Raw genomic sequence first — 23204 nt, forward strand, 5'->3', positions numbered from 1 at the left:
CCCCCAGGATGCCTGAAACGGGGGGGCGGGCGGCCGGGAGCGGTGCCCGCGCCCCCCTGTGCTCAGCCCTCGCGGCTCTCGTCGCGTTTCAGGCCCCACGCGGCCAGCGCGCCGAACAGAACCGCGAAGCCCAGCAAGGCCAGCCAGTGCCCGGCCTCGCCCGCCGTCTGCCCGGCCACTGTGCCGCGCGCCACGGCCCCCAGGTGGTACGCGGGCAGGTACGGCGCGATCTTCTGCACGAACGCCGGCATCTGGTCCAGCGGGGTGAACAGGCCCGACGCGAAGGACATCAGGACACTCACGAGGTTCGCGGTGATCTGCGCGCCGGTCGGCGTGACCAGGAAGCCGATGCTCAGGCCCAGCGCGATCAGCGGCACCATGCCCAGCAGCAGTTTTGCCAGCAGCCGCAGCGCCGTGCCCGCCGGGATACTCACGCCGCCCGCCACGTGCGCGAAGGTGTACAGCACGCCCAGGCTGAGCGCGCTGAACAGCAGCGCCGCGCCCACCTTCGCCGCGAAGTACACGCCCGCCGGCAGCGGCGAGGCCCGCAGCAGCCGCAGCCACCCGCCGGTGCGTTCGAGCGCCACCGCCGACCCGAACGAGAACATGGCCAGGGACAGCAGCGAGTACGCCCCGAAATTCACCAGGATCAGCGGCCCCACCTTCAGGCCCGACGCCGTGGTCTCGTTCACGGCGCTCAGGCCGAACAGCGCGAAGAACATCACCGGGAAGCCGATCGTGCCCACGGCGAACATCGGGTTGCGCAGCATGCGGCGCAGCTCGGCCAGCACCAGGCCCCCCAGGGCGCGCAGGCGCGGCGCGCGGCGCGTGTCGGTCACCGGGGCGGGCAGGTCGGTGGGCCGGGCAGAGGTCAGGTGGGTCATGCGGTCACGTCCTTCCCGGACACTCCGGCCGGGGCGGTCAGGGAGAGGAAGGCGTCTTCGAGGCTGGCGCGCGTGACCTCCAGGTTCGAGAAGGGCACGTCCCGCGCGATCAGGGCGCGCAGCAGCGCCTCGGGGGCACCCGTGCGCAGCTGCGCGTGCCCCTGGGCGTCCACGCGGACGTCCTCGGCGCCCGGCAGGCAGCGCAGCTCGGCCAGCACCAGATCCGACGTGAAGCTCACGCGCGCCCCGCCCGCCTGCGACCGCAGCGCCTCCGGGGTGCCGTCCGCGAGCACCGTCCCGGCGTTCATGACGACCACGCGGTCGGCGGCGCGCTCGGCCTCCTCCAGGTAGTGCGTGGTGAGCAGGACCGTGCGGCCCGCCGCCTTCAGGGCGGTCACGGCGTCCCAGAAGGCCAGTCGGCTCTGGGCGTCCATGCCGGTGGTGGGCTCGTCGATCAGCAGCACCTCGGGATTCCCCACCGCCGCCAGCGCGAACGCCAGCCGCCGCTTCTGCCCGCCGGACAGCGCGCCGCTGCGCCGGTGCGCCACGCCCTCCAGGTCGGCCAGGGCCAGCGCCTGCGCCACCGGCAGCGGCGCCGGGTAGAACGACGCCAGCAGCGTGACCGCCTCGCGCACGGTCAGCGCGGGCGGCAGCGCGCTCTCCTGCGGCATCGACCCGATCCGGGCGCGCACCACGTCGTCGCGGGGGTTGCCGCCCAGCACCCTCACCTGCCCGCCCGTGGGCGCCGCCAGCCCCAGCATCAGGTTGATGGCGGTGGTCTTGCCCGCCCCGTTCGGCCCCAGCAGCGCCGTGAGTTCCCCGGTGCGCACACTCAGGTTCAGGTCCCGCAGCGCCGTCACCCGCCCGAAGGTCTTGTTCACGCCGCTCAGCTCGATCGCGTTCATGCCCCCAGCGTGCCAGGGGCGCGCCGCGCGCCCCAGTGCCGCCTGTCAGGCGCGCCGGGTGACAGGTGTCATGCGGCGGGCAGGCGGCACGGCGCACCCCGTCCACTCCGGATCCGCCGGTCTGGCTAGTCCCCGGCGCCGCCCCGGGCAGGGGTGGTGGGTAGAGTGACCGTATGAAGTACGTCTCCACTCGTGGCGCGCGTGACCTCGGTTCCTTCTCGGACGTGCTGCTCTCGGGCCTCGCCCCGGACGGCGGCCTGGCGATGCCCGAGTCGATTCCCACGGTCACGCCGGCGCAGCTGGAGGCGTGGCGCGCCCTGAGCTACGCCGACCTCGCCTACGAGGTCATGCGGCCCTTCATCACGGACATCCCCGAGGGGGACCTGCGCCGTCTGCTGCGAGATACGTACACCGAGGACGCCTTCCATAGCCCCGAGATCACGCCCCTGACGCCGCTGGGCGAGACGGGTCCGGACGGGGGCGGCCTGTACCTGCTGGAACTGTCGAACGGACCGTCCCTGGCGTTCAAGGACATGGCCATGCAGTTCCTCGGGCAGGTGTTCGAGTACGTCCTGGAGGCCCGGGGCGAGCGGCTGAACATCCTGGGCGCCACGAGCGGCGACACCGGCTCGGCGGCTGAGTACGCCATGCTCGGCAAGGCCCGCGTGAACGTCGTGATGCTCTCCCCGCACGGCCGCATGAGCGCCTTCCAGCAGGCGCAGATGTTCAGCCTTCAGGAGGAGAACATCTTCAACCTGGCCGTGGAGGGCGTCTTCGACGACTGCCAGGACCTCGTGAAGGCCGTGAACGCCGACGCGGACTTCAAGGCCCGCTACGACATCGGGGCCGTGAACTCCATCAACTGGGCGCGGGTGCTGGCGCAGGCGGTGTACTACTTCCGGGCGTACCTCGCCCTGAACCTGCCTGCCGGGGCAGAGGCGGACTTCAGCGTCCCGTCCGGGAACTTCGGGAACGTGTTCGCCGGGTACCTCGCCAAGCGCATGGGCCTCCCCATCGGGCAGCTGATCGTCGCCAGCAACGAGAACGACGTCCTGCACGACTTCTTCAGCGGCGGCACCTATCACGTCCGCCCCGCCGACCGGGTCGCGGTCACGAGCAGCCCCAGCATGGACATCGGCAAGGCCAGCAACTTCGAACGCTACCTGTACCTGATCGCCGGAGCGGACGCCGTACAGACGCGCGGCTGGTGGGACGAGGTCGGCCAGAGCCGCCCCGTCGCCCTGCACGGCACGCCCCACTGGGACGCCGTGCAGGCCAGCGGCTTCCGCAGCGGCCGCAGCACCCACGCCGACCGCCTGCGCACCATCCGCACCATCTTCGACACGTATGGCCGCCTGATCGACCCGCACACCGCCGACGGCGTCCTTGTCGGGCAGGCCTACCGGCGGCCCGGCGTGCCCATGATCTGCCTGGAAACCGCCCTCCCCGCCAAGTTCGAGGAGACCGTGCAGGCGGCCGTGGGACAGACCCCCGAACGGCCCGCGCGTTTCGACGGGATCGAACAGGCCCCCAAACGCTTCCAGGTCATCCCCAACGACGTGCAGACCCTCAAGGACTTCATCGCGGCCAACCTCACGGCCAAAGAACCCGCCTGACGGGAACCCCACGCACCGTACCTCGTACCCTGAAGCGTGCCGCGATTTCTGCTGCGTGACCTGAAGGGCCTGGGGTTCATCCTGCTGGTGGTGTACGGCGCGGGGGGGCGGGACCTGCTGCCGCGGCCCGTCTGGATCACGCTGAGCGTCCCCGGTGCGGTGGCGATGGTCGCGGCAGGCCTATGGCTGATCTGGATGGGCCTGCGCGCCCGCCCGGAGCAGTGGACCGGCACCTGGCCGCTGGAAGACGGTGTCGTGACCGGCCACCGGGTGGTTCAGGGGTTCGGGCTGGGCTGGTGGCTCAATGGGAACAGTTCGGCGCGGGTCGCCGTGACCCTGGACCTGCCCGGTGGCCGCGTGGCGGAGGTGCAGCCCCGGGCACTGAACGCCGTGACGGCGCCTCGCTCCAGGCCCCGCCCCCCTCTGCGTGATCTGGACGATCAGGGCGACCGCGCGGCGCTGCTGGCCGCGCAGGCGCTCGTGCCGCCCGGCACGCCGCTGACCGCGCGCGTGCATCCGGGTGGGCAACTCGACCGGCGCGGCCTGCTGGAAGCCCGGCTGGACGTGCCGCCGTACCGGTCCTGGATGCGCTGGCTGATGGGGGCTTGCGGGGCGGCGCTCAGCGCCGGCACGGCCTACCTCATGTTCAGCGCGATCACCCGCTGAGCGGACCGCTGCGCGCCTACACTTGAGGCATGACCCGCCGCCCCGCAGTGCTGCTGGCCCTGATCGCGGGGCTGGTGGTGTCCGGCACGGTCGGGTACCGCGTGCTGGAGGGCTGGTCGTGGCTGGACTGCCTGTTCATGACGGCCATGACCCTGACGACCGTGGGCTACGGCACGCCGGGCGACCTGCACACGGACGGCAAGGTGTTCAGCGTGGTGCTCATGCTGGTCGGAATCGGCCTGATGCTGTACCTGCTGACGCTGCTGGCCGAGACGATGCTGCGCACCGTGACCGACCCGGGCGCGGCGCGGCGCCGGCGGGAGAGGAGAATCATGAGCCTGAAAGATCACACGATCGTGTGCGGGTACGGGCAGGTGGGCGAGGCGGTCAGCGTGGCGCTGCGGGGCGCGCGGCGCGAGGTGGTCGTGGTCGATCACCGCCCGGAGCACCTGGAGTGGGCGCAGACGCTGGGCCTGCACACCCTGGTCGGGGACGCGACCGACGAGGACGTGCTGCGCCGCGCGGGGATCGAGCGGGCGGCGTCGCTGGTCACGGTGATCAACAGTGACCCCAGCAACCTGTACGTGGTGCTGTCTGCCAAGGGCCTGAACCCGGGCGTGCGGGTGATCGCGCGGGCGAGTGACGAGTCGGCGGCCCGCAAGATGCGCCGCGCCGGGGCGGACGAGGTCGTGAATCCGTACCAGCTGAGCGGGAACCGCATCGCGGCGATGATGCTCGCGCCGCGCCTGAGCCGCCTGCTGAGCGGGGACGTGGTCAGCGAGCACTTCACGATCCGCGAGCTGAGCGTGCCACCCGCCCTGGTGGGCCGCACGGTGGCGGACCTGGGCCGCGAGACGGGCGCGCTGGTCGTGGCGATCTGGCGCGACGGGCAGCCGCTGCGCAGCCGCGCCGAGGACGTCCTGCGCGCCGGGGACGCCGTGCTGGTGGCGGGCGCGGCTGCCGAGGTGGAGGCGGTGGAGGCCGCCCCGGCGGGCGGAGTGCAGCCCGCATGACGTTTGCGGGGCAGCGCGCAGGTGTACGGTGCCCCGCATGACCCAGCCGACCCACTCGACCCAGCAGGCCACCGTGTCCACCGAGCTGTACTTCGACTTCCTGTGCCCCTACGCGTGGCGTGGCGTGGAACTCGCCGCCGTCCTGAAAGAGGGGGGCGAGGCCTTCACCCTGCGGCACTACTCGCTGGTCGAGGGCAACCACGCCGAGAACGCCAAGGAACTGACGTGGCGCGTGACCGAGCAGCCGCTGGACGAGGGCAGCGCGTACCAGCAGGGCAGCCTGCGGGCCTTCCTGGCGTCCCACGCGGCGGCCCTGCAGGGCGAGGCGGCGCACTGGGCGTTCACGCTGGCCCTCTTCCGCGCCCACCACGAACGCAAGGAACCCCTGACTGATGACACCATCCAGGCGGCGGCGCAGGAGGCTGGCCTGGACCTGAACGCCTTCACGCAGGCGCTGACCGAAGAGGCGACCCGCCGCGCCGAGCTGCGCGCTGAACTGGACGCCGCGCGCGAGGTCGGGGTGTTCGGCACGCCCACCTACGTCCTCCCGACCGGCGAGGCCGCCTACTACCGCTTCGAGACCCTCACCCGCGAGCCCGCCCAGGCGCGCGAGTGGTGGACGCTCTACCGCACCGTGCTGACCAGCGAGGCAGGGATCGGCACGATCAAACGCGCGAAGAACCGCCCGCCCCGCCGCGCCTGAGCGCCACGCCGTCCGGGGTGCGAGCAGCGGGGAACGGTGACCGGACGCCCAAGGGCCTCCCCACCCGGCGCGCGCGGCGGCGGCCTACGCTCGGGGCATGACCCTGGCCGTGCCGACCGCGCTGAGCGGCCCCTCGCCGATCCTCGACCTCGCGGGCGTGACGCTGGAGGTCAATCACCTGGGGCGCGCCGTGCGGTTCTACGGGCAGGTGCTGGGCCTGCCGCTGCATCACCTGGACGAGCCGCGGCGCGTCGCCCGGCTGGGCGTGAACGCCGCGCAGTCCCTGACGCTGTGGGAACCCGTGACGCGCCAGCCGAACGAGCCGTGGCTGGCCCCGCTGCGGGCGCGCGGCGCGGGTCACCTGCACCTCGCGTTTCAGGTCAGGCCCGAGGACCTGCCGCGCTGCCGCACCCTGCTCGGCACGCACGGCCTGCCCTGGCAGGAGATCGACCTGGGCACCCCGGACGACCCGGACCCCACGCTGTACTTCTTCGATCCGTTCGGGCACGGGCTGGAGCTGCGCGGCGTGAACCGCCACGACCCGCGCCAGCCGCTCTGCCCGGCGCCAGACCACCCGCTGACGCCCGACACGCACACCCTGCCGGTCATCGGCCTGCGCGAGGCGGCCCTGGCGTTCAGCGATTACGCCGCCATGAAGGCCCGGCTGCCGCGCGCGTACGGTTTCGCGTTCGCCAAGGAGCAGGAGGACCGGGATTTCGCGCAGTTCACGCTGGGCCCCTGGCCGGAACCCGACGGGAACGGCACCCCGCACCGCTGGCTGTACGCCTGGGACGCCCAGGTGGGCCTGGCCGACATGCTGGGCGGCGATCACGCGCTGCTGGAGTTCTACGCGGACGTGCCCGCCGTGGCGGCGCGCGTGCAGGCCGAGGGGCTGCCCTGCGTGGCGGACGCCGGGCGGCTCGCGGCGCGCGACCCGGACGGGCACGTGTTCGTGTTCCGCCCCGCGCCGGGCCGCTAGGTCAGCGGGTCAGGCCGCTGCGGCGGTCCATGTACGCCGCGTACGCCGGGTCGAAGCTGCGCAGCAGCACCGCCATCACGCCGTGCTCGTCGATCTGCACGCCCTGGAAGCGGAAGCCCGCGCGCAACTTCGGGAGGATGACGGCGGTGTTCGTCAGGTGATGGTGGCTGCGCACCAGATCGAAGCTCCCGGCACGCAGGGCGTCCAGTGCGACCGGCAGCAGGTGGGTGTACACCCCCTTGCCCCGGTGGGCGGGCAGCAGCGCGGTGTTCACCATGTACGCCGTGCGGTCGTCCCAGGCGCGCGACAGCTGCCACCCGGCCACCTGCCCGGCGTGCGCGATCAGCCAGGCCCAGCGGGGCGTGTCCGGCCGGGCCCGGCGCGCGGCGTGCGGCCACGCCCACGAGTCCGTCTCGTACGCGGCGGCCTCCAGCTGCCCGTAAACGGCGTGGAACGTCTGCGGCGTGACGCGGTGCAGACTGTACCCGCCGCCCAGATCCACGCCCGCCTCGGCGTCTGCCGGGAGGGGCAGGTCGGGCGCGTCGGCCAGGGTCGGCGCTGGCGTGTCCGGGAGGCCCAGCCGCCGCGCCGCCTCGCCTGATGGCGCGCGCAGGCCGCTGCGGACGTGCATCGCCTGCCCGTACGTCCCGTCCAGGCTGAGGGTCAGTGCGGCATTCACCCCGCCCTCGTAGGCGTTCAGGCCCTGCAGGTGGAATCCGGCGCGGAGCTTCGGGATGATCACGGCGTTGTTCGTCGCGCGGTGGTGGCTCTTGACCAGCGTGAACCCCGCCGCGCGGAAGGTCGCCAGCAGGTGCGGCAGCAGCCGCGAGTACACCCCGCGCCCCTGGCGCTCGGGCAGCAGGCCCGTGTCGGCCATGTACGCGGTCCGTTCGTCCAGCGCGTGCGCGTGGTGCCAGCCGATCAGGTCCGCGCCGTGGTACACGCCACAGTGCCACGAGTCGCCGGGTGGCGGGGCCGGGCGGACCGGCGGATCGAACGCGAACAGCGAATTCCCACCGAAGATCCGGTCCTCCAGCCGCGCACACGCCGCCCGGTACTCCTCCAGCGAGATCGGGCGGGCCGAGTACCCGCCGCCCAGGTCAAGGTCGGTCACGCCGTCACTCTGGCACGGGTATTCAGCGGGCGCGGCTCATGTACAGGTTGTACAGCGCGCCCTGCCAGTCCGCGTTTCCCTGGAGGGCGTAGTGGACGTCCTCCAGCGGCACCTGGCGGCCCTGGGCGTCCGCGAAGCGTTCGGCGTCCAGCGGACGCAGGCCCAGCGCCTGCCCGATCAGGGTCAGCAGGCGCGGCTCATCCAGCAGGGCACGGAAGCTCCCGAACGACACCTGCCGCCCGCTGCCCGGCGCGACACTGCCCCTATAGCGGGGTCGGGCCGCGCCGCAGGCCGGGCAGGGCCCCAGCAGGCCCAGCTGCTGCTCGTACACCAGCCAGCGGTGCCCGCACGCGGGGCACGCCACGGTGCAACTCGGCTGATCCCCGGGCAGCGGCCGGAACGGCACGCCTCAGGCGTCCTGCATCCAGGGCGTCCCGGCGGGCTGCTGCTGCGTGACGCAGTGGAAGCTGCCGCCACCCTCGATGATCGCGCGGCTGCTCAGGCCGATCACCTCGCGCCCGGGGAACAGGGGTGTCAGGACTTCCAGGGCGCGGGCGTCGTTCGGGTCGCCGTACTGCGGGACGACCACGAACCCGTTCCCGATGTAGAAGTTCGCGTACGTGGGCGGCAGGCGGCCCTCCGCGCCCTCCAAGTAGTTCGCGGGGAGGGGCAGCTCCACGATGTGGAAGGGCTGCCCGTCCTGGTCGGTCATGGCCCGCAGGTCCGCGAGGTTCTTCGCCATGACCGCGTGGTTGGGGTCCTCGGGGTTGGGCTCGACGCTGGTGACGATGGTCCGCTCGTCGGTGAAGCGGGTGATGGTGTCGATGTGCCCGTCGGTGTGGTCGTTCTCCAGCCCGCCGTCCAGCCACAGCAGTTTGCGCACGCCCAGCGTGTCGGCCAGCAGGAACGCGTAGCCTTCCTCGGTCAGGCCGGGGTTGCGGGTGTCGGTCAGGAAGCACGACCGCGTGGTCAGGCCCACGCCGCGGCCGTTCACCTCCAGCCCGCCGCCTTCGAGCACGAACGGCTGCGCCCAGCGGTGCGTGCCCAGCTGCCCGGCGACGTACTCAGGCACGCGGTCGTCGTTCGACCAGTTGAACTTCCCGCCCCAGGAGTTGAACTTCCAGTCCACCAGCGCCAGGTCCCCGTTCCCGTCCGCCTGGGCCCGCTTCACGAAGATGGGGCCGTTATCGCGCATCCACACGTCGTCCAGCGGCACGTCGTGGAAGGTCACGTCCGCGCCGCCCAGCCGCGCGCGGGCGTCGGCGCTGCTCTCCTCGTCCCGCACGAGCAGCTGCACCGGCTCGAAGCGGGCGATGGTGCGTACCAGCTCGGCGAACTCGGCGCGCACGCCCTCCAGGTGCCCGAACCACAGGTCGTCGTCGGCGGGCCAGCTCATCCAGGTGGCGGCGTGCTCGGCCCACTCGGCGGGCATGGCGAAGCCCAGGTCACGGGGCAGGTCGGCGGGGGTCACGTCAGACATGGGGGTCATTAAAACAGACCCGGCCTCCCTGAAACGGAAGGCCGGGAACACCGGATGTGGTGCGGCTCAGCCGTTCAGTGCGGCCTGGAGGGCGGCGTTCAGCGTGGTCGGGTCGGCCTTGCCGCCGGTGGCGCGCATGACCTGCCCGGTGAAGAAGCCCAGCAGCGCGGTGCGGCCGCCCCGGTAGGCGTCCACCTTGTCGGCGTTGTCGGCCATGACCTGCGCGATGGCGGCGTTCAGGGCGTCCTCGCTGAGGCCCCCGGCGAGGTTCTCGCGCTCGATGATCGCGGCGGGCGCCTCGCCGGTCTGCGCGGCGCGGGCGAGGACCTCGCGGGCGACGCGGGTGGTGACCTTCTTGTCACTCAGCAGCGCGGCCAGCGGGGCGAGGTCGGCGGCCGCCACGCGGACTGCCCCGGCGCGCAGGCCCGGTGCGAGGTCGTTCGCGGCCCAGCTGGCGACCTGCGCGAACGTCCCGTCCGGGGTGGCGCCGCCCAGGAAGGCCAGCAGCGCGGCGTCCCGGGCAAGGGTGCGGGCCTCGGCGTCCGGGACGCCCAGGGTGGTCAGGCGGGTCACCTCGGCCTCCTGTTCGGGGCTCAGGGCGGCGGGCGCGGCCTTCTCGGTCGGCTCGGTCTTCGGGGCCTGCGCCTTGGCGGGCCTGGGGGCCTTGGCGGGCGCCTCGGCCTTCTGCGCAGCTTTCGCCCAGGCGTCCTTCAGGGTGATGATCCGCCCGAACACCAGGGCGTCCTCGCGGCTGTCCACCGGGTCGCGCCAGAAGTAGCCCTGCCGCTCGAACTGGTAGCGGGTGCCTGCGGGGTCGCGCGTGACGCTGGGTTCCACCAGTCCGCGCGTGACGCGCAGGCTGGTGGGGTTCAGGAACGCCATGAAGCCCGCGTCGAGGGGTTTGGTCTCGTCCTCGTGCCCGATCTCCTCGGGGTCGAAGTCGGGGGCGATGGGCTCGGCCTGCGCGTCCTCGGGGTTGGCCGCCTCGGGGTTGGGCACGCGGAACAGGCGGTCGTACAGGCGGAACTCGGCGGGCACGCCCTGCTCGGCGCTGACCCAGTGGATCACGCCGCCCGCCCTGGCGTCCTCGCCCAGCAGCGTGGCGTACACGCGCGTCACCTGCCCGCTGTCATCCACGTCGAAGCGGTCGGCGCGGATGATGCCCGCCCCGCGCAGGCGCACCGTACCGCCCAGCGTCAGGCGCTTGAAGCCCCTGGGCGGCTCGGGGTTGAAGTCGTCGCGTTCGATGACGAGTTCGCGGGTCAGCGGCACGTCGCGCACCGCGACCTCGGGGGCCACGCGCTCCCCGTCCGGCAGGGCGACCAGTCCGTCGGGCGAGTCGCGCACCACGTCGAACGGCCAGTAGGGGAGACTCAGCGTCTGCGCCTCGGTCAGGTTCTCCAGGGTGACGGGTAGCGGGTCCAGCACCGCCATCACGCGCGGCGCGCGGTGGTTCAGGTCGCTGCGCACCGCGTTCTCGTACACGCTGAGGTCCACGGTGCGGTTCGTGCGGCTCACGCCGATCTGCGCCGCGAAGGCCCGCACGGCCTCCGGCGTGACGCCCAGGCGACGCTGCGCGCGCAGCGTGGGCATGCGCGGGTCGTCCCAGCCGTTCACCGCCCCGGCCTCCACCAGCCGGCGCAGCTTGCGCTTGCTGGTGATCGTGTACTCCAGGCCGCGCCGCCCGAACTCGTACTGGTGCGGACGCGGGCTGAAGCCCAGTTTTTCCATCAGCCAGTCGTAGATGGCGCGGTTGTCCACGAACTCCAGGCTGCACATCGAGTGCGTCACGCCCTCCAGCGCGTCCTGGATGGGGTGCTGGAAGTCGTACATGGGGTAGATGCACCACGCGTCCCCCGCGCGGTAGTGGTGGCCGCGCAGGATGCGGTACAGCACCGGGTCGCGCAGCTTCATGTTCGGGCTGCCCAGGTCGATCTTCGCGCGCAGCACGTGCGCGCCGTCCGCGAACTCACCGGCGCGCATGCGCCGCAGCAGGTCCAGGTTCTCCTCGGGCGTGCGGTCCCGGTAGGGGCTGGGCGTGCCGGGCGTGCGGGCGTCGCCGCGCAGGCGGGCCATCTCGTCCCCGGTCACGGAATCCACGTACGCGTCGCCCTGCTTTACTAGCTGCTCGGCGTACGCGTAGTACTGCTCGAAGTGGTCGCTGGCGTAGTACAGGTGCTCGCCCCAGTCCCAGCCCAGCCAGCGCAGGTCGTCCGCGATGGCGTCGGCGTACTCCTGCGTGGCGAGGTCCGGGTTGGTGTCGTCCATGCGCAGGTGGTAGCGCCCGCCGTACTGCGCGGCCGTCTGGAAATCCAGGAACGACGCGAAGATGTGCCCCAGGTGCGCGTACCCGCTGGGCTCGGGCGGGAAGCGCGTCACGACCTGCGGGTACCTGCCGCTTCTCAGGTCGCGTTCGATGATCTCGGTGATGAAGTTCGGGGCCACGCGCGGCGCGCGGTCGCCGGCGGCGGGAGGGGTGGAGTCGGGGGCCGTCATGCCGCCCAGCATAGCGGGGGTAGGGACGGGGGCGCCCGAGCCCGACAACAGTTCACGCCCCCGGAGACACGGTTCCGGGGGCGTGGGCAGATCCGGGCCTACAGCGTGACGTGGTACGTGACGACGGCGGGCACTAGAAAGAGCGCGCCCATGATGAACGACAGCGCCAGGTTGTGCTCCTCGCGCATCTCGCGCCGGATGTAGCGCAGCACGCCCTCACCCTGGCGGCGGGCCAGCGTGCCGAACACCGCCAGGACGCCCAGCGTGAACAGCAGCAGCGTCACGATGACCGCCACCGCCAGCCACGTGAACGCCTCGGTCCAGGTGCCGCCGTCGGGGACGGGACTGGCGATGGTGCGGCTCAGGAGCAGGCTGAAGCCCAGCGACACCCAGAAGAACACCGCGCCGATCGCGGCTGTCTGGTGCTCCTCGATCTCGGTGATCAGTTCCCGCACCCGCACGCCCAGCACCGCGCGGATGAACAGCAGGCTGATCAGCAGCGTCGGCAGCCACACGGCGAGGTTCCAGCCCAGCTCGGTCACCAGGGTCGTCAGCAGGTCGGTGGGGGTCATGACCTCCAGTTATACAGGGAGCGCCCCCACAGGCCGGGTCGGAATGTCGCGCTGGCTCGCAGTGCCCCGCGCGCCGCCCCGGTACCCTGCGCGGCATGACCCCACCCACGTTCACGCTGCGGCACGTGACCGACCCCAGCGACCCGGCCATCGCCGCGTTCGGCCGCGTGCAGGAGGCCAGCTACTACGCGCCGGACATGCTGATTCCCCCGGAGGTCTTCGGGCACCTCATCACCCGCCGCACCCCGGAGCGGGAGGACCGCCTGCTCGTCGCGCAGACCCCGGAAGGCGAGGTGATGGGCGGCACCCTGTACGCCCTGCTGCCCCTGCCCGGCGGGCTGCGCGGGGCGGGCTTCAACTCGTTCATGGCTGTCAGCCGCGCCGCGCGCGGCCTGGGCGTGGGCCGCGCCCTGCACGGCGAGACCCTGCGCGTCATCCGCGAGGCGGGGCTGGCGGGCATGTTCGCCGACAGCGTCCACCCCGACCGCCAGAGTGGGGCGGACCGCGCTGCCGAGGCCGCGACCGGCATGGATCCTGCTGGGCGGCGCGCCGCGCTGCACGCCCTGGGCCTGCGCACCGTGGACCTTCCCTACTGGCAGCCGGTGGGCGGCCCGGACGGCGGTCCCCTCACCGACCTGGACCTGCTGTTCCAGCCCGCCCGTCCCGCCCGGACTGTGCCGCTGGCCCTCGTGACCGGCATCCTCCGCGCCTACTGGAGCGGCTGGCTGGGCGAGGAGCGCGCCCGCGCCGAAGCGCAGGCCCTCGCCGACCGCGCCGGACCCACAGAAGACGTGCGGCTCCTCCCCGGCACGAGCACGGCCACATGGTGGAGTGAAGGTCAGGAGGTCTGAAGGTCGCAGAGGCTGAGGGTGGATGCCGGTCCCTGAGGCCCTGCGACGTTCAGACCCTCAGACGTTCTACGGCTTCAGTCCGTCCAGCACGCGCCTGGCCTGTGCCTGGATGTCACGGTCCAGGGGGGTGCGGGCGTCCAGCGTGACGGCGCGGGTCAGGGTGGCGCGGGCCTGCGGATCGTGGATGAGACTCAGGGCGATGCCCGCGTGGACCTGCACGAACAGAGTGTCGGGGGCGCGGCGGGCGGCGGCGGTGGCCAGGGTCCGGGCGCGCTCCTGGTTGCCGCCGCTGAAGATCCCGGCTTTGGCCCAGGCGCCGGCGTGCCATTCGGCCAGCACCGCCTGGATGTCGGCGCGGTCCGGCGCGAGGTTCAGGGCGCGGTCCAGGGCGGCGCGGGCCTGCTGCGCGGTGTTCAGCGCGCCCAGGGTGTATCCGGCAGCGCGGGCCTGGAGGCCCAGGGCGCTGCCGAGGGCGAGCTGCGCGTCGGGGTCGCCGGGGCGGGCGGCGGTGGCCTGCCGGGCGGCCTGCGCGGCGCGGGCCGCCCAGTCGCGGCCCCCGGCGCGGTACTCGGTCATGGCAGCGGCGGCGCGGCTGGCGGTCACGGCGTCCCCGCCCGCCTGGGCGCGGGCGTACACCTGCGCGTAGTCGCCGCCGTCCAGCGGGTCCGGGGCAGGCTGGGCGTGGGCGGCGCCCAGCTGAAGGGGGCCCAGCAGGAGCAGGAGGGTAGTGGGGAACAGGGGGCCGCGCTTCACGGGTCCCAGGCTAGCGGCTGGGCGTGAAGCGCGGCTGATGAGGAACCCGGATGGAGCGGTCAGCAGCGTCCGGTCTCTCAGGCGGCGGGCTGCTCGGTGGGGGTGGCCTCGGCGTCGGGGGCGCGGCGGGTGCGGCTGGGGCGCTCGCCGGTGTCGACGGGGGCCGTGATGCGGGTCAGGGTGGCGTCGAAGGCGCGCAGGGCGTCGCTGCTTTCGAGTTCGGTGACGGCGCGGGCATTCAGCGCGGCGAGTTCCTCGCGGGTGACGGCGTACTCGGGCGCCTCGTGGCCCTTGAGGCTGTGCAGGACGCGGTAGGCGGTGGGCGCCTGGATGGTGGCGCCCTTGCTGGTGGTGATGACGGGGTCGGTGTGCATGTCGGCGCCGATCAGGGTGATGCTCTCGGGGCTGATGAGGGTGACGCGGTCGCCGCGTTCTTCCATGTGCGCGGCGAGTTGCAGCAGGCCGCGCAGGTCGAGCATCTGGTGGAAGAGGTCGAGGTGGGCCAGCATGGCTCCGGCTTTTTTCAGGGTGTCCATAGTTCGCATTATTCTGTTAAAAGCAGAATTGTCAAGTGATATTACGACAATATGAAGGTCGGGGTTAGCGCGCCCCGACCTCCTCTGCTTCGCTGCTCAGTTGCTCAACTTGCTTCGGCCCACCAGGGTGAGCTTCACCTCCAGCGGCTTACCGTCCCGCAGCACGCTCAGGGTCACGGTGTCGCCCGGCTGGTAGGCGCGCACCGCGTACTGGAACTCCGCGAAATTCACGATCCGCTTGCCGTTCACGGCCGTCACGATGTCCCCGGAGACCCGCTGCGAATCGCCGTTCAGCACCAGCGGTTTCAGCCCGGCCTGCGCCGCCGGACTGCCGCGCGACACGCTCGTGAAGAACGCCCCGGGGGTCTCGCCCAGTTTCAGCAGTTTCGTCAGTTCCTGAAAGCCCGCGCTGGGCAGGTAGAACAGGCCCGAGAACACGCCGTCCAGCCCGATGCCGATCACGGGCGCGTCGCGCTTCTCGCCGCGTTTCAGGGCGGCCACGCGCGCATCGGTGGTCGTCACGGGCACCGCGTACGAACGCGGCTGGTTGCCCGGCGTCATGCGGATGTAGCTCACGATGCCGGTCACCTCACCTTTGACGTTCACGACCGGGCCGCCACTGTCGCCCGGGATCAGCGGGGCGTTCATCTCCAGCGTGCCGGGCGGGAAGTCCGCGCGGCCCGGGTCGCTGTCCAGGCCCAGCAGCCGCCCGGTCTTGGGCGTCAGGAACGCCCCGCCGCCGTTGCCGATCGCCAGCGCGGTCTCGCCCACGGCGGGGCGCGCGGCGGCCAGCGGCAGGAACGGCGTTCCCCTGGGCACGTTCACGCGCAGCAGGGCGAGGTCGTCCTGGTCGTTGTACCCGATCACCTGCGCCGGGTAGCGGGTCTTGTTCAGCAGCTGCACGCTCAGGTCCGGTGCGCCCCGGATGACGTGGTACGCGGTGAGGATCAGGCCGTCCGCGCTGATCAGCACGCCGGAGCCCAGGCCGTCCGGGTCGTCGCACTGGGTGGCGCGGCACTGCTCCACGCGCACGGTGGCGGGGCGCACCCGGCTGACCAGCGCCTGGAGCGCGGCCTGCTCGGCGGCGCTCAGGGGCGCGGCGCTCCTGACCCGGCGCTCCTGCGGGGTGGCGGGCGTCGTCGTGGGCGTCGCGGTGGGCGCTGGTGTCGTCTGGGCCTCCGCCGGAGACGCCGCGAGCAGCGCGGTGAGCAGCGGGGCCAACAGGGCAGGGCGGGCGAGGACGCCCGGCGCGCGCTTGAGGTTCATGGGCCATTCTGCGCGCGGGGCCTGTGGGGCGGCTGTGGCGCAACTCTCCATTTGAACATCCGGCCAGTTCGGGCGTTACAGTCCGGGCATGACCGACCCCGGCCCCCCCCGCGTGTTCGTGTACGGCACCCTGCTCCCCGGCGAACGCAACGCGCATGTCGCCGCGCGGGGCTTCACGGCGCGGCCCGCCACGATGCGCGGCTTCACCCTGCATCACCTGCATCCCGAGGGCTACCCGGCCCTGCGCCCCGGCCCGGCGGACGCGGCGGTGCGCGGCGCGGTCCTGACCTACGACCCCCAGGCGTGGGAGGCGGCCCTGCCCGGCCTGGACCACCTGGAGGGCCTGCACGACACGCCGCCCCTGTACACCCGCCGGCTCGCGTCCCTGCAGGTGGATGGGGGAGAGGCCCTCACCGCCTGGGTCTACGTGTATGCCCGCGCGGACCGCCTGCGGGCGCCGGGCGCGAGCGTGGTGCCCACCGGCGACTGGCGGGACGTGCCGGACCGCGACCAGCCCGGTGAGGACGGCCGGTAACATAGAAAGAACACCGCCGCCCATCCTTGCGGGGGGCGGCGGTCTGCGGAGCGCGCGTCTTAGCGGACGATGCGCTGGCCGCGGCGGATCTTCAGCTGGTCCGTCAGGGCGATGTACTCGTCGTAGCTGGTGCGCTCGAGGTACTTCAGCAGGCGGCGGCGCTGACCGTTCAGGAGCTGCAGGCCGCGCTGGCCGTGCTTGTCCTTCTTGTTGGCAGTCAGGTGGGTCGACAGGTTGTTGATGCGCTCGGTCAGGAGGGCGATCTGGACGGCGGTGCTGCCGGTGTCGGTGCCGTGCTTGGCGTGGGTCTCGATAGTCTGCTTCTTGTCGATCATGGTGATACCTCTCTTGTTGTGGTGTCCCGTGCGTGTCAGCCAGGAAAAAACCGGCTTGTACCGGGGCCTGACCGCGTTACGACGGCAAACGAGAGCATAGCACGTCCGCACGCAGGCGCAAGCGTGCGTCTTGACACGCGCGCACTTCACCCCTAGTATTGCTTTCGCCTCTCACCCAATGCTCGGGTGGCGGAATTGGTAGACGCGCACGTTTGAGGGGCGTGTAGCTTAGCTGTGTGGGTTCAAGTCCCATCCCGAGCACCAGACAGCGCCGGATCTTCGGATCCCGGCGCTTCTTCTTGTCTGGACTGCTCTTCTGTGCTGGACTGCCGCGCCCGCCGCGTGCAGGGCTGCACAGCCCGGGCGGGCGTGTGCTATGGTCTGGGACGCATTGCTGGCGCAGCGCAGCGTGAACGCTCGAACCTGGTCAGGGCCGGAAGGCAGCAGCCATAAGGGATGATTCGCGGGTGCCGTTGCTTCCCGGCAATGCTTTTTTCATGCCGACCAACAGGGGCGGCCCCGGACCTCGCGTCGGGGCCGCCCCTGCGTTTCGGGGGTTCGCGCTTCAGCGGGTCAGGCGGTCCAGTTCGCTCTGCGCGCCGCTCAGGCGGGCCTGCCGCACCTCCCGCTCGGCCCGGACGTGGGCCGTGGGGGTGCAGATCTCCCCGCGGTCCTGCCAGACATGCGCGCCCGTCCAGATGAACACGTCGCCGGGCAGTTGCCGGTGGGTGGGCAGGGCCGGATTCAGCAGCGGATGCACAGAGGTCAGCGTCATGTGCCCAGCGTGCCGCGCGCCGGTCAGGCCAGCGTCCCCGGAGGGTCAGCCCCGCGTCACGCCCAGGCGCCGGGGCGCCCGGTCAGCGGGTCTTGGGCTGCAGGACCAGCGCCTGGGTCTCCTTCACGACGGCCAGCTCGCGCAGCCGCTCGCCGTCCAGATCCCCGGCCTTCACCAGGGCGTCGGCCCGCCTGCGGTCGATGGTGGCGACCTCCAGCGCGGCGGCGTCCCCGAACACCTCCCGGAAGCGCTCCAGCGGGTACTCCACCCGCCGCGAGGCCTTCAGGGTCGCGCGGTACAGGTCCGTCTCGGCGTGTTCGCCCTCCAGCAGCGCCGCCTTGATCTGGGCGCCCAGCTCGTCGCGCTCGGCTTCCAGGCCCAGGATCGTGTCGCGCAGGGTCGCGTAACGCTCGAGCAGGTCAGTCAGCGTGTCCATCCGCGCAGCATACCGGGGGTCCTGCCCGGCCCGACGTGACTGGACGGGGTTCAGCGGCCGCGCCGGGCCGGGGCGTAGCATGCCGCGCATGGACGACGCCGCCCCGCCGATCGCTGCAGACCTCGAGCGCCGCATCCTGGACGCCATCCGCCGTGGGGCCAGCATGGCCGACATTGCCGACATCAAGCAGTCGGACGTCGCCACGCCCGAGGCGGCCATCCAGGCCCTCAAGGACGGGAACGCCCGCTTCTTCGGCGGGCAGGCGACCCGCCCCGAGATGAGCGCCAACGAACGCCGCGCGCAGATCATGGGGCAGACGCCCTACGCCGCGATCCTCGCGTGCAGTGACAGCCGCGTGCCGGTCGAACTGGTGTTCGATCAGGGCCTGGGTCAGCTGTTCGTGGTGCGCGTCGCCGGGAACGTGGTCGGCGAGGCCGGGCTGGGCACCCTGGAGTACGCCATCCGCCACCTGGACGTGCATCTGGTGGTCGTGATGGGCCACGAGGCCTGCGGGGCGGTCGCGGCGGCCCTGCTGCCGGAAGCCCAGGTGCAGGAGGAACCCCATCACCTCCAGAACCTGATCCGCCGCATCCAGCCCAGCCTGCAGGACATGCCGACCATCCGCGACAAGAAGGCCCGCATGCGCGAGGCGGTGCTGAACAACGTCCGCTATCAGGTGAGCCTACTGCGCGACGAGCCGGTCATCCGCGAGGCGGAGGCCGCCGGGAAGATCCGCGTGATCGGCGCGTACTACGAGATCGGCAGCGGCGCCGTGGATTTCCTGGTGGACGAGGACGACCTGCGGCCCTGACCGGGTGCCGATGGCGGAAAGCAGATGGCAGATGGCCGGGGCTGGTGAGCCATCTGCCATCTGCCATGAGCCTTCTGCGTTCAGATGACGAATTCGCCCGCACGCATCACGGGTTCACGCTGACCGTCCTGCGTGATGCCGTCCACGTCGATGCGGTCACTGCCGATCATCCAGTCCACGTGCGTGAGGCTGTCGTTGCCGCCCTTGGCGTTGAAGTCCTCCAGGCTCATGTCCACGCCGCCTTTCACGTTGAAGCGGTACGCGCTGCCGATCGCGATGTGCGAGGCGGCGTTCTCGTCGTACAGGGTGTTGAAGAAGAACAGGCCCGAGCGGCTGATGGGGCTGGAGTGCGGCACCAGGGCCACCTCGCCCAGGCGGTGGCTGCCCTCGTCCGTCTCGATCATCTTCAGCAGCGCGCCCTCGCCCTTCTCGGCGCTCGCCCCGCTGATCCGGCCGTCCTTGAACTCGATGCGGATGCCGTCGATCAGCGTGCCGTTGTACGACAGCGGCTTGGTGCTGACCACCGTGCCGTTCACCCGCTCGCGGTGCGGGGCGGTCCAGACCTCCTCGGTGGGGATGTTCGCCGTGAACGTGATCCCGCCGGGCGTGTCGGCCGCGCCGCCGCCCCACACGTGATCGTCCGCGAGGCCCACCGTCAGGTCCGTCCCGCCGCCCTGGAAGTGCAGCGCGGCGTACTGCTTGCCGGTCAGCAGGTCGCGGCGGCGCTTCAGGTCACCCAGATGCGCCTCCCAGCGCTCCACCGCGTCCGCCTGATCGGCGCGGGTCGCGGCGAAGATCGCGTCCCACTGCTGCGCGACGGCCTGCTCGGCGCTCGCGTCGGGGAACATCAGCTGCGCCCAGCCGCTCACGGGCGCGCTGATCAGGTTCCAGTTCAGGCGGTTGGTCATGACCTGCGCGGTGTACGGGCGGCGGTACGCGGCCACGGTCCGCTGATGGGTCGCCACGCGCTCGGGGTCCACGCCGCCCAGCAGGTTCGGGTTCGTCGCGCGGATGGCGATCACCGCGCCGCCGGCCTCGGCCGTCTCAATCTCGGCGTCCACGCGCCAGCGGCTGATCTGCTCGAACGTCCCGTCCGGCGCCAGCTCGAAGCGCGCCAGCTGCACGTCGTCATCATCCCAGCGCACGTCCACGAAGCTCGCGCCGGCCGCGTACGCCTCGCGCACCACCAGCCGCGCCAGCTGGGCGGTTTCCACCGGGGCCTGCACCAGCACGCGCTGGCCGGGCTTCACGCCCAGGCCCACCCGCACCGCCAGACGCGCGTAGTTGCGCAGCTTCTCGTCAAAAGACAGGGTCATGTCCGGCAGGATAGCCACGCAGCCCCGGCATATACAAAGTCCGTCCCGCCAACCCGGCACGCCCTTGACGGAATCCGGAAGGCCCCCTATAGTTTTGGGGCTGGATGTCGAGGCGTAGCGCAGCCTGGTAGCGCACTACCTTGGGGTGGTAGGGGTCGTGAGTTCAAATCTCGCCGCCTCGACCAGCACAAGAACCGGAGTGAGAGATCGCTCCGGTTCTTCTTTTGTGTGCGGATGTTCCGCATCGACTGATGTCCGGTATGGAAGCGCCGCCCCATGAGATCAGGGGCGGCGCCTGCCGGTGGCGAGGTCGTTACCCCCGCTCAATGAGGGTCCCGGCCGCGTCGATGGGGAAGTCCAGCACGCGCCCCTCCAGGCCGTTGCGCTTCATCACGCCGTGCAGGTAGGTGTGCAGGGGCGCGGTGGGCTCACGGGTGTCGTGGAAGCACAGCACGGTGGGCCCGGCGCCGCTCAGGGCCGCACCGAGTGCGCCGTGCTTCCAGGCTTCCTCCAGGATGTCGCTCAGGCCGGGGACCAGGGGGGCGCGCCAGATCTGGTGGATGTAGTCCTGCATGGCGTGGCGCAGCAGGTCCAGGCGGCCCTGCGCGAGCGCGGCGGCCAGCAGCGCCGCGTGCGAGAGGGCGTGCACGGCGTCGGCGCGGCTGTACTCCTTGGGCAGCACGGCGCGGGCCTTGCTGGTGCTCAGCTCGAAGTCCGGGATCAGCACGGTCACGCCCAGGTGGGCGGGTGGGTCCAGGCGCACGTAGTGGGTGCCCAGTTTGTCCAGCGTGGCGACGACGATCCCGCCGAACAGGGCCGGGGCGACGTTGTCCGGGTGGCCTTCCTCGCGCGCGGCGACGTCCAGCACCGCCAGGTCGTCCAGGGGGCGGCCCAGCAGCTCGTTGCCGGCGACGATCCCGGCGACCAGCGCGGCGGCGCTGCTGCCCAGTCCGCGGGCCAGGGGCACCTCGGTCTCGATCTCGATGCGGGCGGGGGGCAGGGGGCGGCCGGCCCGCCGGGCGGCCAGGCCCATGGCGCGGTACACGTAGTTGCTCTCGTCGGCGGGCGTGCCCTCCAGTTCGGCGCCCAGCGGCACCACTTCCGTGGTGGCCTGCGGGGTGACGCGCAGGGTGGTGTAGAGCGGCACGCTCAGGCCCAGGCTGTCGAACCCGGGCCCGAGGTTCGCGCTGCTGGCTGGGGCACGCACCGTGAACGGCGTGAGGTGGGATGGGGGTGGGTTTCCGGGCATGTCGTGGAGGCCTCCGTGTGCCCGCCATGCTAGCGGGCAGGCTGGGGTGGGGGGCGCGCCGCGGTAAGACAATTCCATAGCGTAGCGCCGTAACTGTCTTTCGGGTCAGGTCAGATATGAGCGTCAGCCAGGGTGTCTGGGCCTGCTTTCCTTAGGGCAGGTTTGCGGGACATCCATCCCGTCTTCAACCGCCCTTGAGAAAGTACGGGTCTCCACAATTGGGGGTTTTGGCGGGTCGCATGCTGCGTTCACAACGAACGGTTCACAGCGAACGCAGGAATCGTTGAATCCCATCGCAAGTAACTAAAGAACGGAGGTAGGAATCATGGGTTGGATCATTACTATTCTGGTTGGTGCGCTGTGCGGCTGGCTCGCGAGCCTCATCATGAAAACGGACGCTCAGCAGGGCGCGATCGCGAACATCCTGATCGGTATCGTGGGCAGCCTGCTTGCCCAGGCCATCTTCGGCAGCTGGCTGAACATCGGCGGCGACGTGGCGGGCAACGGCTTCAGCTTCTGGAGCATCGTGTGGGGTGTGATCGGCAGCGTGGTCCTGATCGCGATCCTGAAAGCCCTGCGCGTTCTGCGCTAAACTCGGTCCCGAACCCCCAATCACCGGACAGGCCTCGTGCCCGTCCGGTTTCTGCTGCCGGGTGCCAGCGAGCTTCAGGCAGAGAGGTCGGCGGGCGAGGCAGGTGGCTGCCCCGGGGTGTGTATGGCCGGCCCTGCATGCGGGAGACCGGATGACCGGTGCCCTTTGCCTGCTGCCCTCCCCGTGTGCTACATTCGGACGGCTTGTCTGATTTGGATCGGCGCGGCACGGCACCCAGAACGGGTACCCCCCCGACCCAGAAGGAAAAATCAGGCTCAAGAAGGAGAGTCATCATGGCGAAAGTGTGCGAAGTATGCGGTAAGGGGCCGATCGTGGTGAACTCGGTCGTCCGCCGCGGTAAGGCCCGCGCTGCGGGCGGCGTGGGTCGCAAGGTCACGGGCGTCACCAAGCGTGTTCAGAAGCCCAACCTGCAGCCCCTGACCGTGACGCGCGGTGGCGTGAGCCTCCGCCTGCGTGTGTGCAGCAAGTGCCGTAAGGCCGTCGCCTGATCCCTGATCAGGAATCGCTGTCGCCCCCTGCCCCCGTGGCTGGGGGCGACACGCTTTGACAGGCGCCATAAAGCACAACCGCTGCCCGAGGTGAGGGGCAGCGGTCAGCCTTGCACCGGACTCAGATGCGGGGTTTGCGGCGGTCACCCAGGAAACTCGCGACGATCAGCAGGATGGTGCCCAGCACCACGCATGAGTCGGCGATGTTGAAGATCGGGAAGTTGCCGGCGTTCAGGGCCTGCGTGACGCTGCTCAGCACGGGTGAGTGGATCATGTCGGTGACCTTGCCCTGGCGCAGGCCGTCGATGGCGTTGCCGATGGCGCCAGCGGCGATCATGCTCAGCGTGACGCTCAGCAGGCGGGGCTGGGGACGGATGAAGAGATACACCAGGATGCCCAGGCCGATCAGCAGCCGGCCCAGCGCGAGGGGCGCGGCGCTGCCACTGAACATGCTCCACGCGGCGCCGGTGTTGAAGGTCAACACCCAGTCGATCAGTCCAGGGATGAACGGCTGCGCGGGCGCGTTCTCCTGCAGGTTCGCGAGCGCCCAGGCTTTCAGGGCCTGATCGGCGACGATCAGCAGCGCGGCAAGGACGAGGGGCAGCCACGCGGGCGCGCGGCGCGGGTGATCGATCAGGGTGGGCACGACGCGCAGTATATGAAGGCGTCCGGGACGGCGCGAGATCAGTGGCCTTCACGGATGTCCGGCGGGCAGGCCCTCTATCTATAGGAGTGGGCCACGCCTTCCGGTTGCGCGCGGCGGAAAGGGGCACAATCAGGGGTATGGCGAACGTCGAATCCTTCGATCTGGA

Annotated in this window: 27 protein-coding genes, 2 tRNA genes and 1 other RNA gene (1 of these 30 running past the window's edge); 14 read left to right on the forward strand and 16 right to left on the reverse strand. The window is 71.4% G+C overall.

What is annotated here, in order from left to right:
• Positions 1 to 62: 62 nt before the first annotated feature.
• Together AUC44_RS00250 and AUC44_RS00255 are read right to left on the reverse strand one after the other, a co-directional pair.
• A complete protein-coding gene (locus AUC44_RS00250) occupies positions 63 to 884 on the reverse strand; it encodes an ABC transporter permease (RefSeq protein ID WP_062156877.1) in 822 nt (273 codons plus the stop codon).
• On the reverse strand, positions 881 to 1789 hold the full coding sequence (locus AUC44_RS00255; protein WP_062156878.1) for an ABC transporter ATP-binding protein: 909 nt from the start codon (positions 1787 to 1789) through the stop codon (positions 881 to 883). The genes AUC44_RS00250 and AUC44_RS00255 overlap by 4 nt, the downstream gene beginning before the upstream one ends.
• Positions 1790 to 1962: 173 nt before the next feature.
• Here AUC44_RS00255 and thrC point away from each other — a divergent pair, with 173 nt between their 5' ends.
• The 5 genes from thrC (at position 1963) to AUC44_RS16720 (ending at position 6766) form a co-directional block, all read left to right on the forward strand.
• Complete coding sequence (gene thrC / locus AUC44_RS00260) at positions 1963 to 3405, forward strand: threonine synthase (protein ID WP_062156879.1); 1443 nt, start codon at positions 1963 to 1965, stop codon at positions 3403 to 3405.
• A gap of 36 nt (positions 3406 to 3441) precedes the next feature.
• Complete coding sequence (locus AUC44_RS00265; RefSeq protein WP_062156880.1) at positions 3442 to 4071, forward strand: hypothetical protein; 630 nt, start codon at positions 3442 to 3444, stop codon at positions 4069 to 4071.
• A 29-nt stretch (positions 4072 to 4100) separates the two neighbouring features.
• Positions 4101 to 5084 (forward strand): potassium channel family protein, encoded by a 984-nt coding sequence (locus tag AUC44_RS00270; protein ID WP_062156881.1) that lies wholly within the window; start codon positions 4101 to 4103, stop codon positions 5082 to 5084.
• Between the two features lie 37 nt (positions 5085 to 5121).
• Positions 5122 to 5787, forward strand: a complete 666-nt coding sequence (locus tag AUC44_RS00275; protein ID WP_062156882.1) for a DsbA family oxidoreductase — start codon at positions 5122 to 5124, stop codon at positions 5785 to 5787.
• Positions 5788 to 5884: 97 nt separating this feature from the next.
• Positions 5885 to 6766 (forward strand): VOC family protein, encoded by an 882-nt coding sequence (locus AUC44_RS16720; protein WP_062156883.1) that lies wholly within the window; start codon positions 5885 to 5887, stop codon positions 6764 to 6766.
• A gap of 1 nt (position 6767) precedes the next feature.
• Here AUC44_RS16720 and AUC44_RS00285 read toward each other — a convergent pair whose 3' ends face one another.
• From AUC44_RS00285 to AUC44_RS00305, 5 genes are all read right to left on the reverse strand, one after another.
• Positions 6768 to 7880, reverse strand: coding sequence for a GNAT family N-acetyltransferase (locus AUC44_RS00285; RefSeq protein ID WP_062156884.1), 1113 nt, complete (start codon positions 7878 to 7880; stop codon positions 6768 to 6770).
• Positions 7881 to 7902: 22 nt separating this feature from the next.
• Complete coding sequence (locus AUC44_RS00290) at positions 7903 to 8244, reverse strand: hypothetical protein (RefSeq protein ID WP_197408557.1); 342 nt, start codon at positions 8242 to 8244, stop codon at positions 7903 to 7905.
• A gap of 45 nt (positions 8245 to 8289) precedes the next feature.
• Positions 8290 to 9360 carry an agmatine deiminase family protein gene (locus AUC44_RS00295; protein ID WP_062156886.1) on the reverse strand — a complete coding sequence of 357 codons (1071 nt, stop codon included), beginning with the start codon at positions 9358 to 9360 and terminating at the stop codon, positions 8290 to 8292.
• Between the two features lie 66 nt (positions 9361 to 9426).
• Positions 9427 to 11856, reverse strand: coding sequence for a glutamine--tRNA ligase/YqeY domain fusion protein (locus AUC44_RS00300; RefSeq protein WP_062156887.1), 2430 nt, complete (start codon positions 11854 to 11856; stop codon positions 9427 to 9429).
• 98 nt (positions 11857 to 11954) lie between these two features.
• Positions 11955 to 12428, reverse strand: a complete 474-nt coding sequence (locus AUC44_RS00305; RefSeq protein WP_062156888.1) for a DUF350 domain-containing protein — start codon at positions 12426 to 12428, stop codon at positions 11955 to 11957.
• A 95-nt stretch (positions 12429 to 12523) separates the two neighbouring features.
• Between AUC44_RS00305 and AUC44_RS00310 the strand changes: the two genes are divergently transcribed.
• The gene (locus tag AUC44_RS00310) at positions 12524 to 13279 is read left to right on the forward strand and encodes a GNAT family N-acetyltransferase (protein WP_062156889.1); all 756 of its coding nucleotides are present in this window, start codon (positions 12524 to 12526) and stop codon (positions 13277 to 13279) included.
• 66 nt (positions 13280 to 13345) lie between these two features.
• Here the strand turns inward: AUC44_RS00310 and AUC44_RS00315 are convergent, their stop codons facing one another.
• The 3 genes from AUC44_RS00315 to AUC44_RS00325 all read right to left on the reverse strand — a co-directional run bounded on the left by AUC44_RS00315 (position 13346) and on the right by AUC44_RS00325 (position 15834).
• Positions 13346 to 14032 (reverse strand): hypothetical protein, encoded by a 687-nt coding sequence (locus AUC44_RS00315; protein ID WP_062156890.1) that lies wholly within the window; start codon positions 14030 to 14032, stop codon positions 13346 to 13348.
• 77 nt (positions 14033 to 14109) lie between these two features.
• A complete protein-coding gene (locus AUC44_RS00320; protein ID WP_062156891.1) occupies positions 14110 to 14568 on the reverse strand; it encodes a hypothetical protein in 459 nt (152 codons plus the stop codon).
• 96 nt (positions 14569 to 14664) lie between these two features.
• Positions 14665 to 15834, reverse strand: coding sequence for a S1C family serine protease (locus tag AUC44_RS00325; RefSeq protein ID WP_062156892.1), 1170 nt, complete (start codon positions 15832 to 15834; stop codon positions 14665 to 14667).
• Between the two features lie 88 nt (positions 15835 to 15922).
• Between AUC44_RS00325 and AUC44_RS00330 the strand changes: the two genes are divergently transcribed.
• A complete protein-coding gene (locus AUC44_RS00330) occupies positions 15923 to 16369 on the forward strand; it encodes a gamma-glutamylcyclotransferase family protein (protein WP_062156893.1) in 447 nt (148 codons plus the stop codon).
• Between the two features lie 59 nt (positions 16370 to 16428).
• Here the strand turns inward: AUC44_RS00330 and rpsO are convergent, their stop codons facing one another.
• Positions 16429 to 16704 carry a 30S ribosomal protein S15 gene (rpsO, locus tag AUC44_RS00335; protein WP_046843787.1) on the reverse strand — a complete coding sequence of 92 codons (276 nt, stop codon included), beginning with the start codon at positions 16702 to 16704 and terminating at the stop codon, positions 16429 to 16431.
• Positions 16705 to 16884: 180 nt separating this feature from the next.
• On the opposite strand from rpsO, the gene AUC44_RS00340 reads away from it, so the two are divergent.
• A tRNA-Leu gene (locus tag AUC44_RS00340) sits at positions 16885 to 16968 on the forward strand.
• Positions 16969 to 17095: 127 nt separating this feature from the next.
• Positions 17096 to 17194, forward strand: an RNA gene (ffs, locus tag AUC44_RS00350) — signal recognition particle sRNA small type.
• 75 nt (positions 17195 to 17269) lie between these two features.
• Here the strand turns inward: ffs and AUC44_RS00355 are convergent.
• The gene (locus tag AUC44_RS00355) at positions 17270 to 17479 is read right to left on the reverse strand and encodes a hypothetical protein (RefSeq protein WP_062156894.1); all 210 of its coding nucleotides are present in this window, start codon (positions 17477 to 17479) and stop codon (positions 17270 to 17272) included.
• An 82-nt stretch (positions 17480 to 17561) separates the two neighbouring features.
• Positions 17562 to 17915, reverse strand: coding sequence for a hypothetical protein (locus AUC44_RS00360; protein WP_062156895.1), 354 nt, complete (start codon positions 17913 to 17915; stop codon positions 17562 to 17564).
• An 88-nt stretch (positions 17916 to 18003) separates the two neighbouring features.
• On the opposite strand from AUC44_RS00360, the gene AUC44_RS00365 reads away from it, so the two are divergent.
• Positions 18004 to 18726, forward strand: a complete 723-nt coding sequence (locus tag AUC44_RS00365; protein WP_231724488.1) for a carbonic anhydrase — start codon at positions 18004 to 18006, stop codon at positions 18724 to 18726.
• Positions 18727 to 18806: 80 nt separating this feature from the next.
• On the opposite strand, the gene AUC44_RS00370 is transcribed toward AUC44_RS00365, so the two are convergent.
• Positions 18807 to 20042: an aminopeptidase gene (locus AUC44_RS00370; RefSeq protein ID WP_062156897.1), complete on the reverse strand. Its 1236-nt coding sequence runs from the start codon at positions 20040 to 20042 to the stop codon at positions 18807 to 18809.
• Positions 20043 to 20150: 108 nt separating this feature from the next.
• Here AUC44_RS00370 and AUC44_RS00375 point away from each other — a divergent pair.
• A tRNA-Pro gene (locus AUC44_RS00375) sits at positions 20151 to 20227 on the forward strand.
• Between the two features lie 128 nt (positions 20228 to 20355).
• Here AUC44_RS00375 and thrB read toward each other — a convergent pair.
• The gene (thrB, locus tag AUC44_RS00380) at positions 20356 to 21291 is read right to left on the reverse strand and encodes a homoserine kinase (protein ID WP_062156898.1); all 936 of its coding nucleotides are present in this window, start codon (positions 21289 to 21291) and stop codon (positions 20356 to 20358) included.
• Between the two features lie 325 nt (positions 21292 to 21616).
• Here thrB and AUC44_RS00385 point away from each other — a divergent pair, with 325 nt between their 5' ends.
• Both AUC44_RS00385 and rpmB read left to right on the forward strand, forming a co-directional pair.
• Positions 21617 to 21883, forward strand: a complete 267-nt coding sequence (locus tag AUC44_RS00385; RefSeq protein WP_062156899.1) for a GlsB/YeaQ/YmgE family stress response membrane protein — start codon at positions 21617 to 21619, stop codon at positions 21881 to 21883.
• 293 nt (positions 21884 to 22176) lie between these two features.
• The gene (gene rpmB, locus AUC44_RS00390; RefSeq protein WP_062156900.1) at positions 22177 to 22392 is read left to right on the forward strand and encodes a 50S ribosomal protein L28; all 216 of its coding nucleotides are present in this window, start codon (positions 22177 to 22179) and stop codon (positions 22390 to 22392) included.
• A gap of 121 nt (positions 22393 to 22513) precedes the next feature.
• Here rpmB and lspA read toward each other — a convergent pair whose 3' ends face one another.
• Positions 22514 to 23038, reverse strand: a complete 525-nt coding sequence (lspA, locus tag AUC44_RS00395; RefSeq protein ID WP_231724489.1) for a signal peptidase II — start codon at positions 23036 to 23038, stop codon at positions 22514 to 22516.
• A 137-nt stretch (positions 23039 to 23175) separates the two neighbouring features.
• Between lspA and AUC44_RS00400 the strand changes: the two genes are divergently transcribed.
• Positions 23176 to 23204, forward strand: partial view of an S-ribosylhomocysteine lyase gene (locus AUC44_RS00400; RefSeq protein ID WP_062156902.1) — the 5' end (the start) only. The gene runs 439 nt beyond the window's last position; only the first 29 of its 468 coding nucleotides appear in the window; its start codon is at positions 23176 to 23178; its stop codon lies off the right edge, out of view.

Source organism: Deinococcus actinosclerus (assembly GCF_001507665.1).
GTDB classification, from domain to species: domain Bacteria; phylum Deinococcota; class Deinococci; order Deinococcales; family Deinococcaceae; genus Deinococcus; species Deinococcus actinosclerus.

What these genes read in the sequence shown, in the direction of transcription:
- rpmB (WP_062156900.1), top strand. Translation starts at nt 22,177, where the DNA reads ATGGCGAAAGTGTGCGAAGTATGCGGTAAGGGGCCGATCGTGGTGAAC.
- AUC44_RS16720 (WP_062156883.1), top strand. Translation starts at nt 5,885, where the DNA reads ATGACCCTGGCCGTGCCGACCGCGCTGAGCGGCCCCTCGCCGATCCTC.
- AUC44_RS00270 (WP_062156881.1), top strand. Translation starts at nt 4,101, where the DNA reads ATGACCCGCCGCCCCGCAGTGCTGCTGGCCCTGATCGCGGGGCTGGTG.
- AUC44_RS00355 (WP_062156894.1), bottom strand. Translation starts at nt 17,479, where the DNA reads ATGACGCTGACCTCTGTGCATCCGCTGCTGAATCCGGCCCTGCCCACC.
- AUC44_RS00320 (WP_062156891.1), bottom strand. Translation starts at nt 14,568, where the DNA reads ATGGACACCCTGAAAAAAGCCGGAGCCATGCTGGCCCACCTCGACCTC.
- AUC44_RS00330 (WP_062156893.1), top strand. Translation starts at nt 15,923, where the DNA reads ATGACCGACCCCGGCCCCCCCCGCGTGTTCGTGTACGGCACCCTGCTC.
- AUC44_RS00295 (WP_062156886.1), bottom strand. Translation starts at nt 9,360, where the DNA reads ATGTCTGACGTGACCCCCGCCGACCTGCCCCGTGACCTGGGCTTCGCC.
- AUC44_RS00250 (WP_062156877.1), bottom strand. Translation starts at nt 884, where the DNA reads ATGACCCACCTGACCTCTGCCCGGCCCACCGACCTGCCCGCCCCGGTG.
- AUC44_RS00255 (WP_062156878.1), bottom strand. Translation starts at nt 1,789, where the DNA reads ATGAACGCGATCGAGCTGAGCGGCGTGAACAAGACCTTCGGGCGGGTG.
- AUC44_RS00385 (WP_062156899.1), top strand. Translation starts at nt 21,617, where the DNA reads ATGGGTTGGATCATTACTATTCTGGTTGGTGCGCTGTGCGGCTGGCTC.
- AUC44_RS00365 (WP_231724488.1), top strand. Translation starts at nt 18,004, where the DNA reads ATGGACGACGCCGCCCCGCCGATCGCTGCAGACCTCGAGCGCCGCATC.
- AUC44_RS00275 (WP_062156882.1), top strand. Translation starts at nt 5,122, where the DNA reads ATGACCCAGCCGACCCACTCGACCCAGCAGGCCACCGTGTCCACCGAG.
- thrB (WP_062156898.1), bottom strand. Translation starts at nt 21,291, where the DNA reads ATGCCCGGAAACCCACCCCCATCCCACCTCACGCCGTTCACGGTGCGT.
- AUC44_RS00370 (WP_062156897.1), bottom strand. Translation starts at nt 20,042, where the DNA reads ATGACCCTGTCTTTTGACGAGAAGCTGCGCAACTACGCGCGTCTGGCG.
- AUC44_RS00325 (WP_062156892.1), bottom strand. Translation starts at nt 15,834, where the DNA reads ATGAACCTCAAGCGCGCGCCGGGCGTCCTCGCCCGCCCTGCCCTGTTG.
- thrC (WP_062156879.1), top strand. Translation starts at nt 1,963, where the DNA reads ATGAAGTACGTCTCCACTCGTGGCGCGCGTGACCTCGGTTCCTTCTCG.
- AUC44_RS00310 (WP_062156889.1), top strand. Translation starts at nt 12,524, where the DNA reads ATGACCCCACCCACGTTCACGCTGCGGCACGTGACCGACCCCAGCGAC.
- AUC44_RS00360 (WP_062156895.1), bottom strand. Translation starts at nt 17,915, where the DNA reads ATGGACACGCTGACTGACCTGCTCGAGCGTTACGCGACCCTGCGCGAC.
- rpsO (WP_046843787.1), bottom strand. Translation starts at nt 16,704, where the DNA reads ATGATCGACAAGAAGCAGACTATCGAGACCCACGCCAAGCACGGCACC.
- AUC44_RS00305 (WP_062156888.1), bottom strand. Translation starts at nt 12,428, where the DNA reads ATGACCCCCACCGACCTGCTGACGACCCTGGTGACCGAGCTGGGCTGG.
- AUC44_RS00300 (WP_062156887.1), bottom strand. Translation starts at nt 11,856, where the DNA reads ATGACGGCCCCCGACTCCACCCCTCCCGCCGCCGGCGACCGCGCGCCG.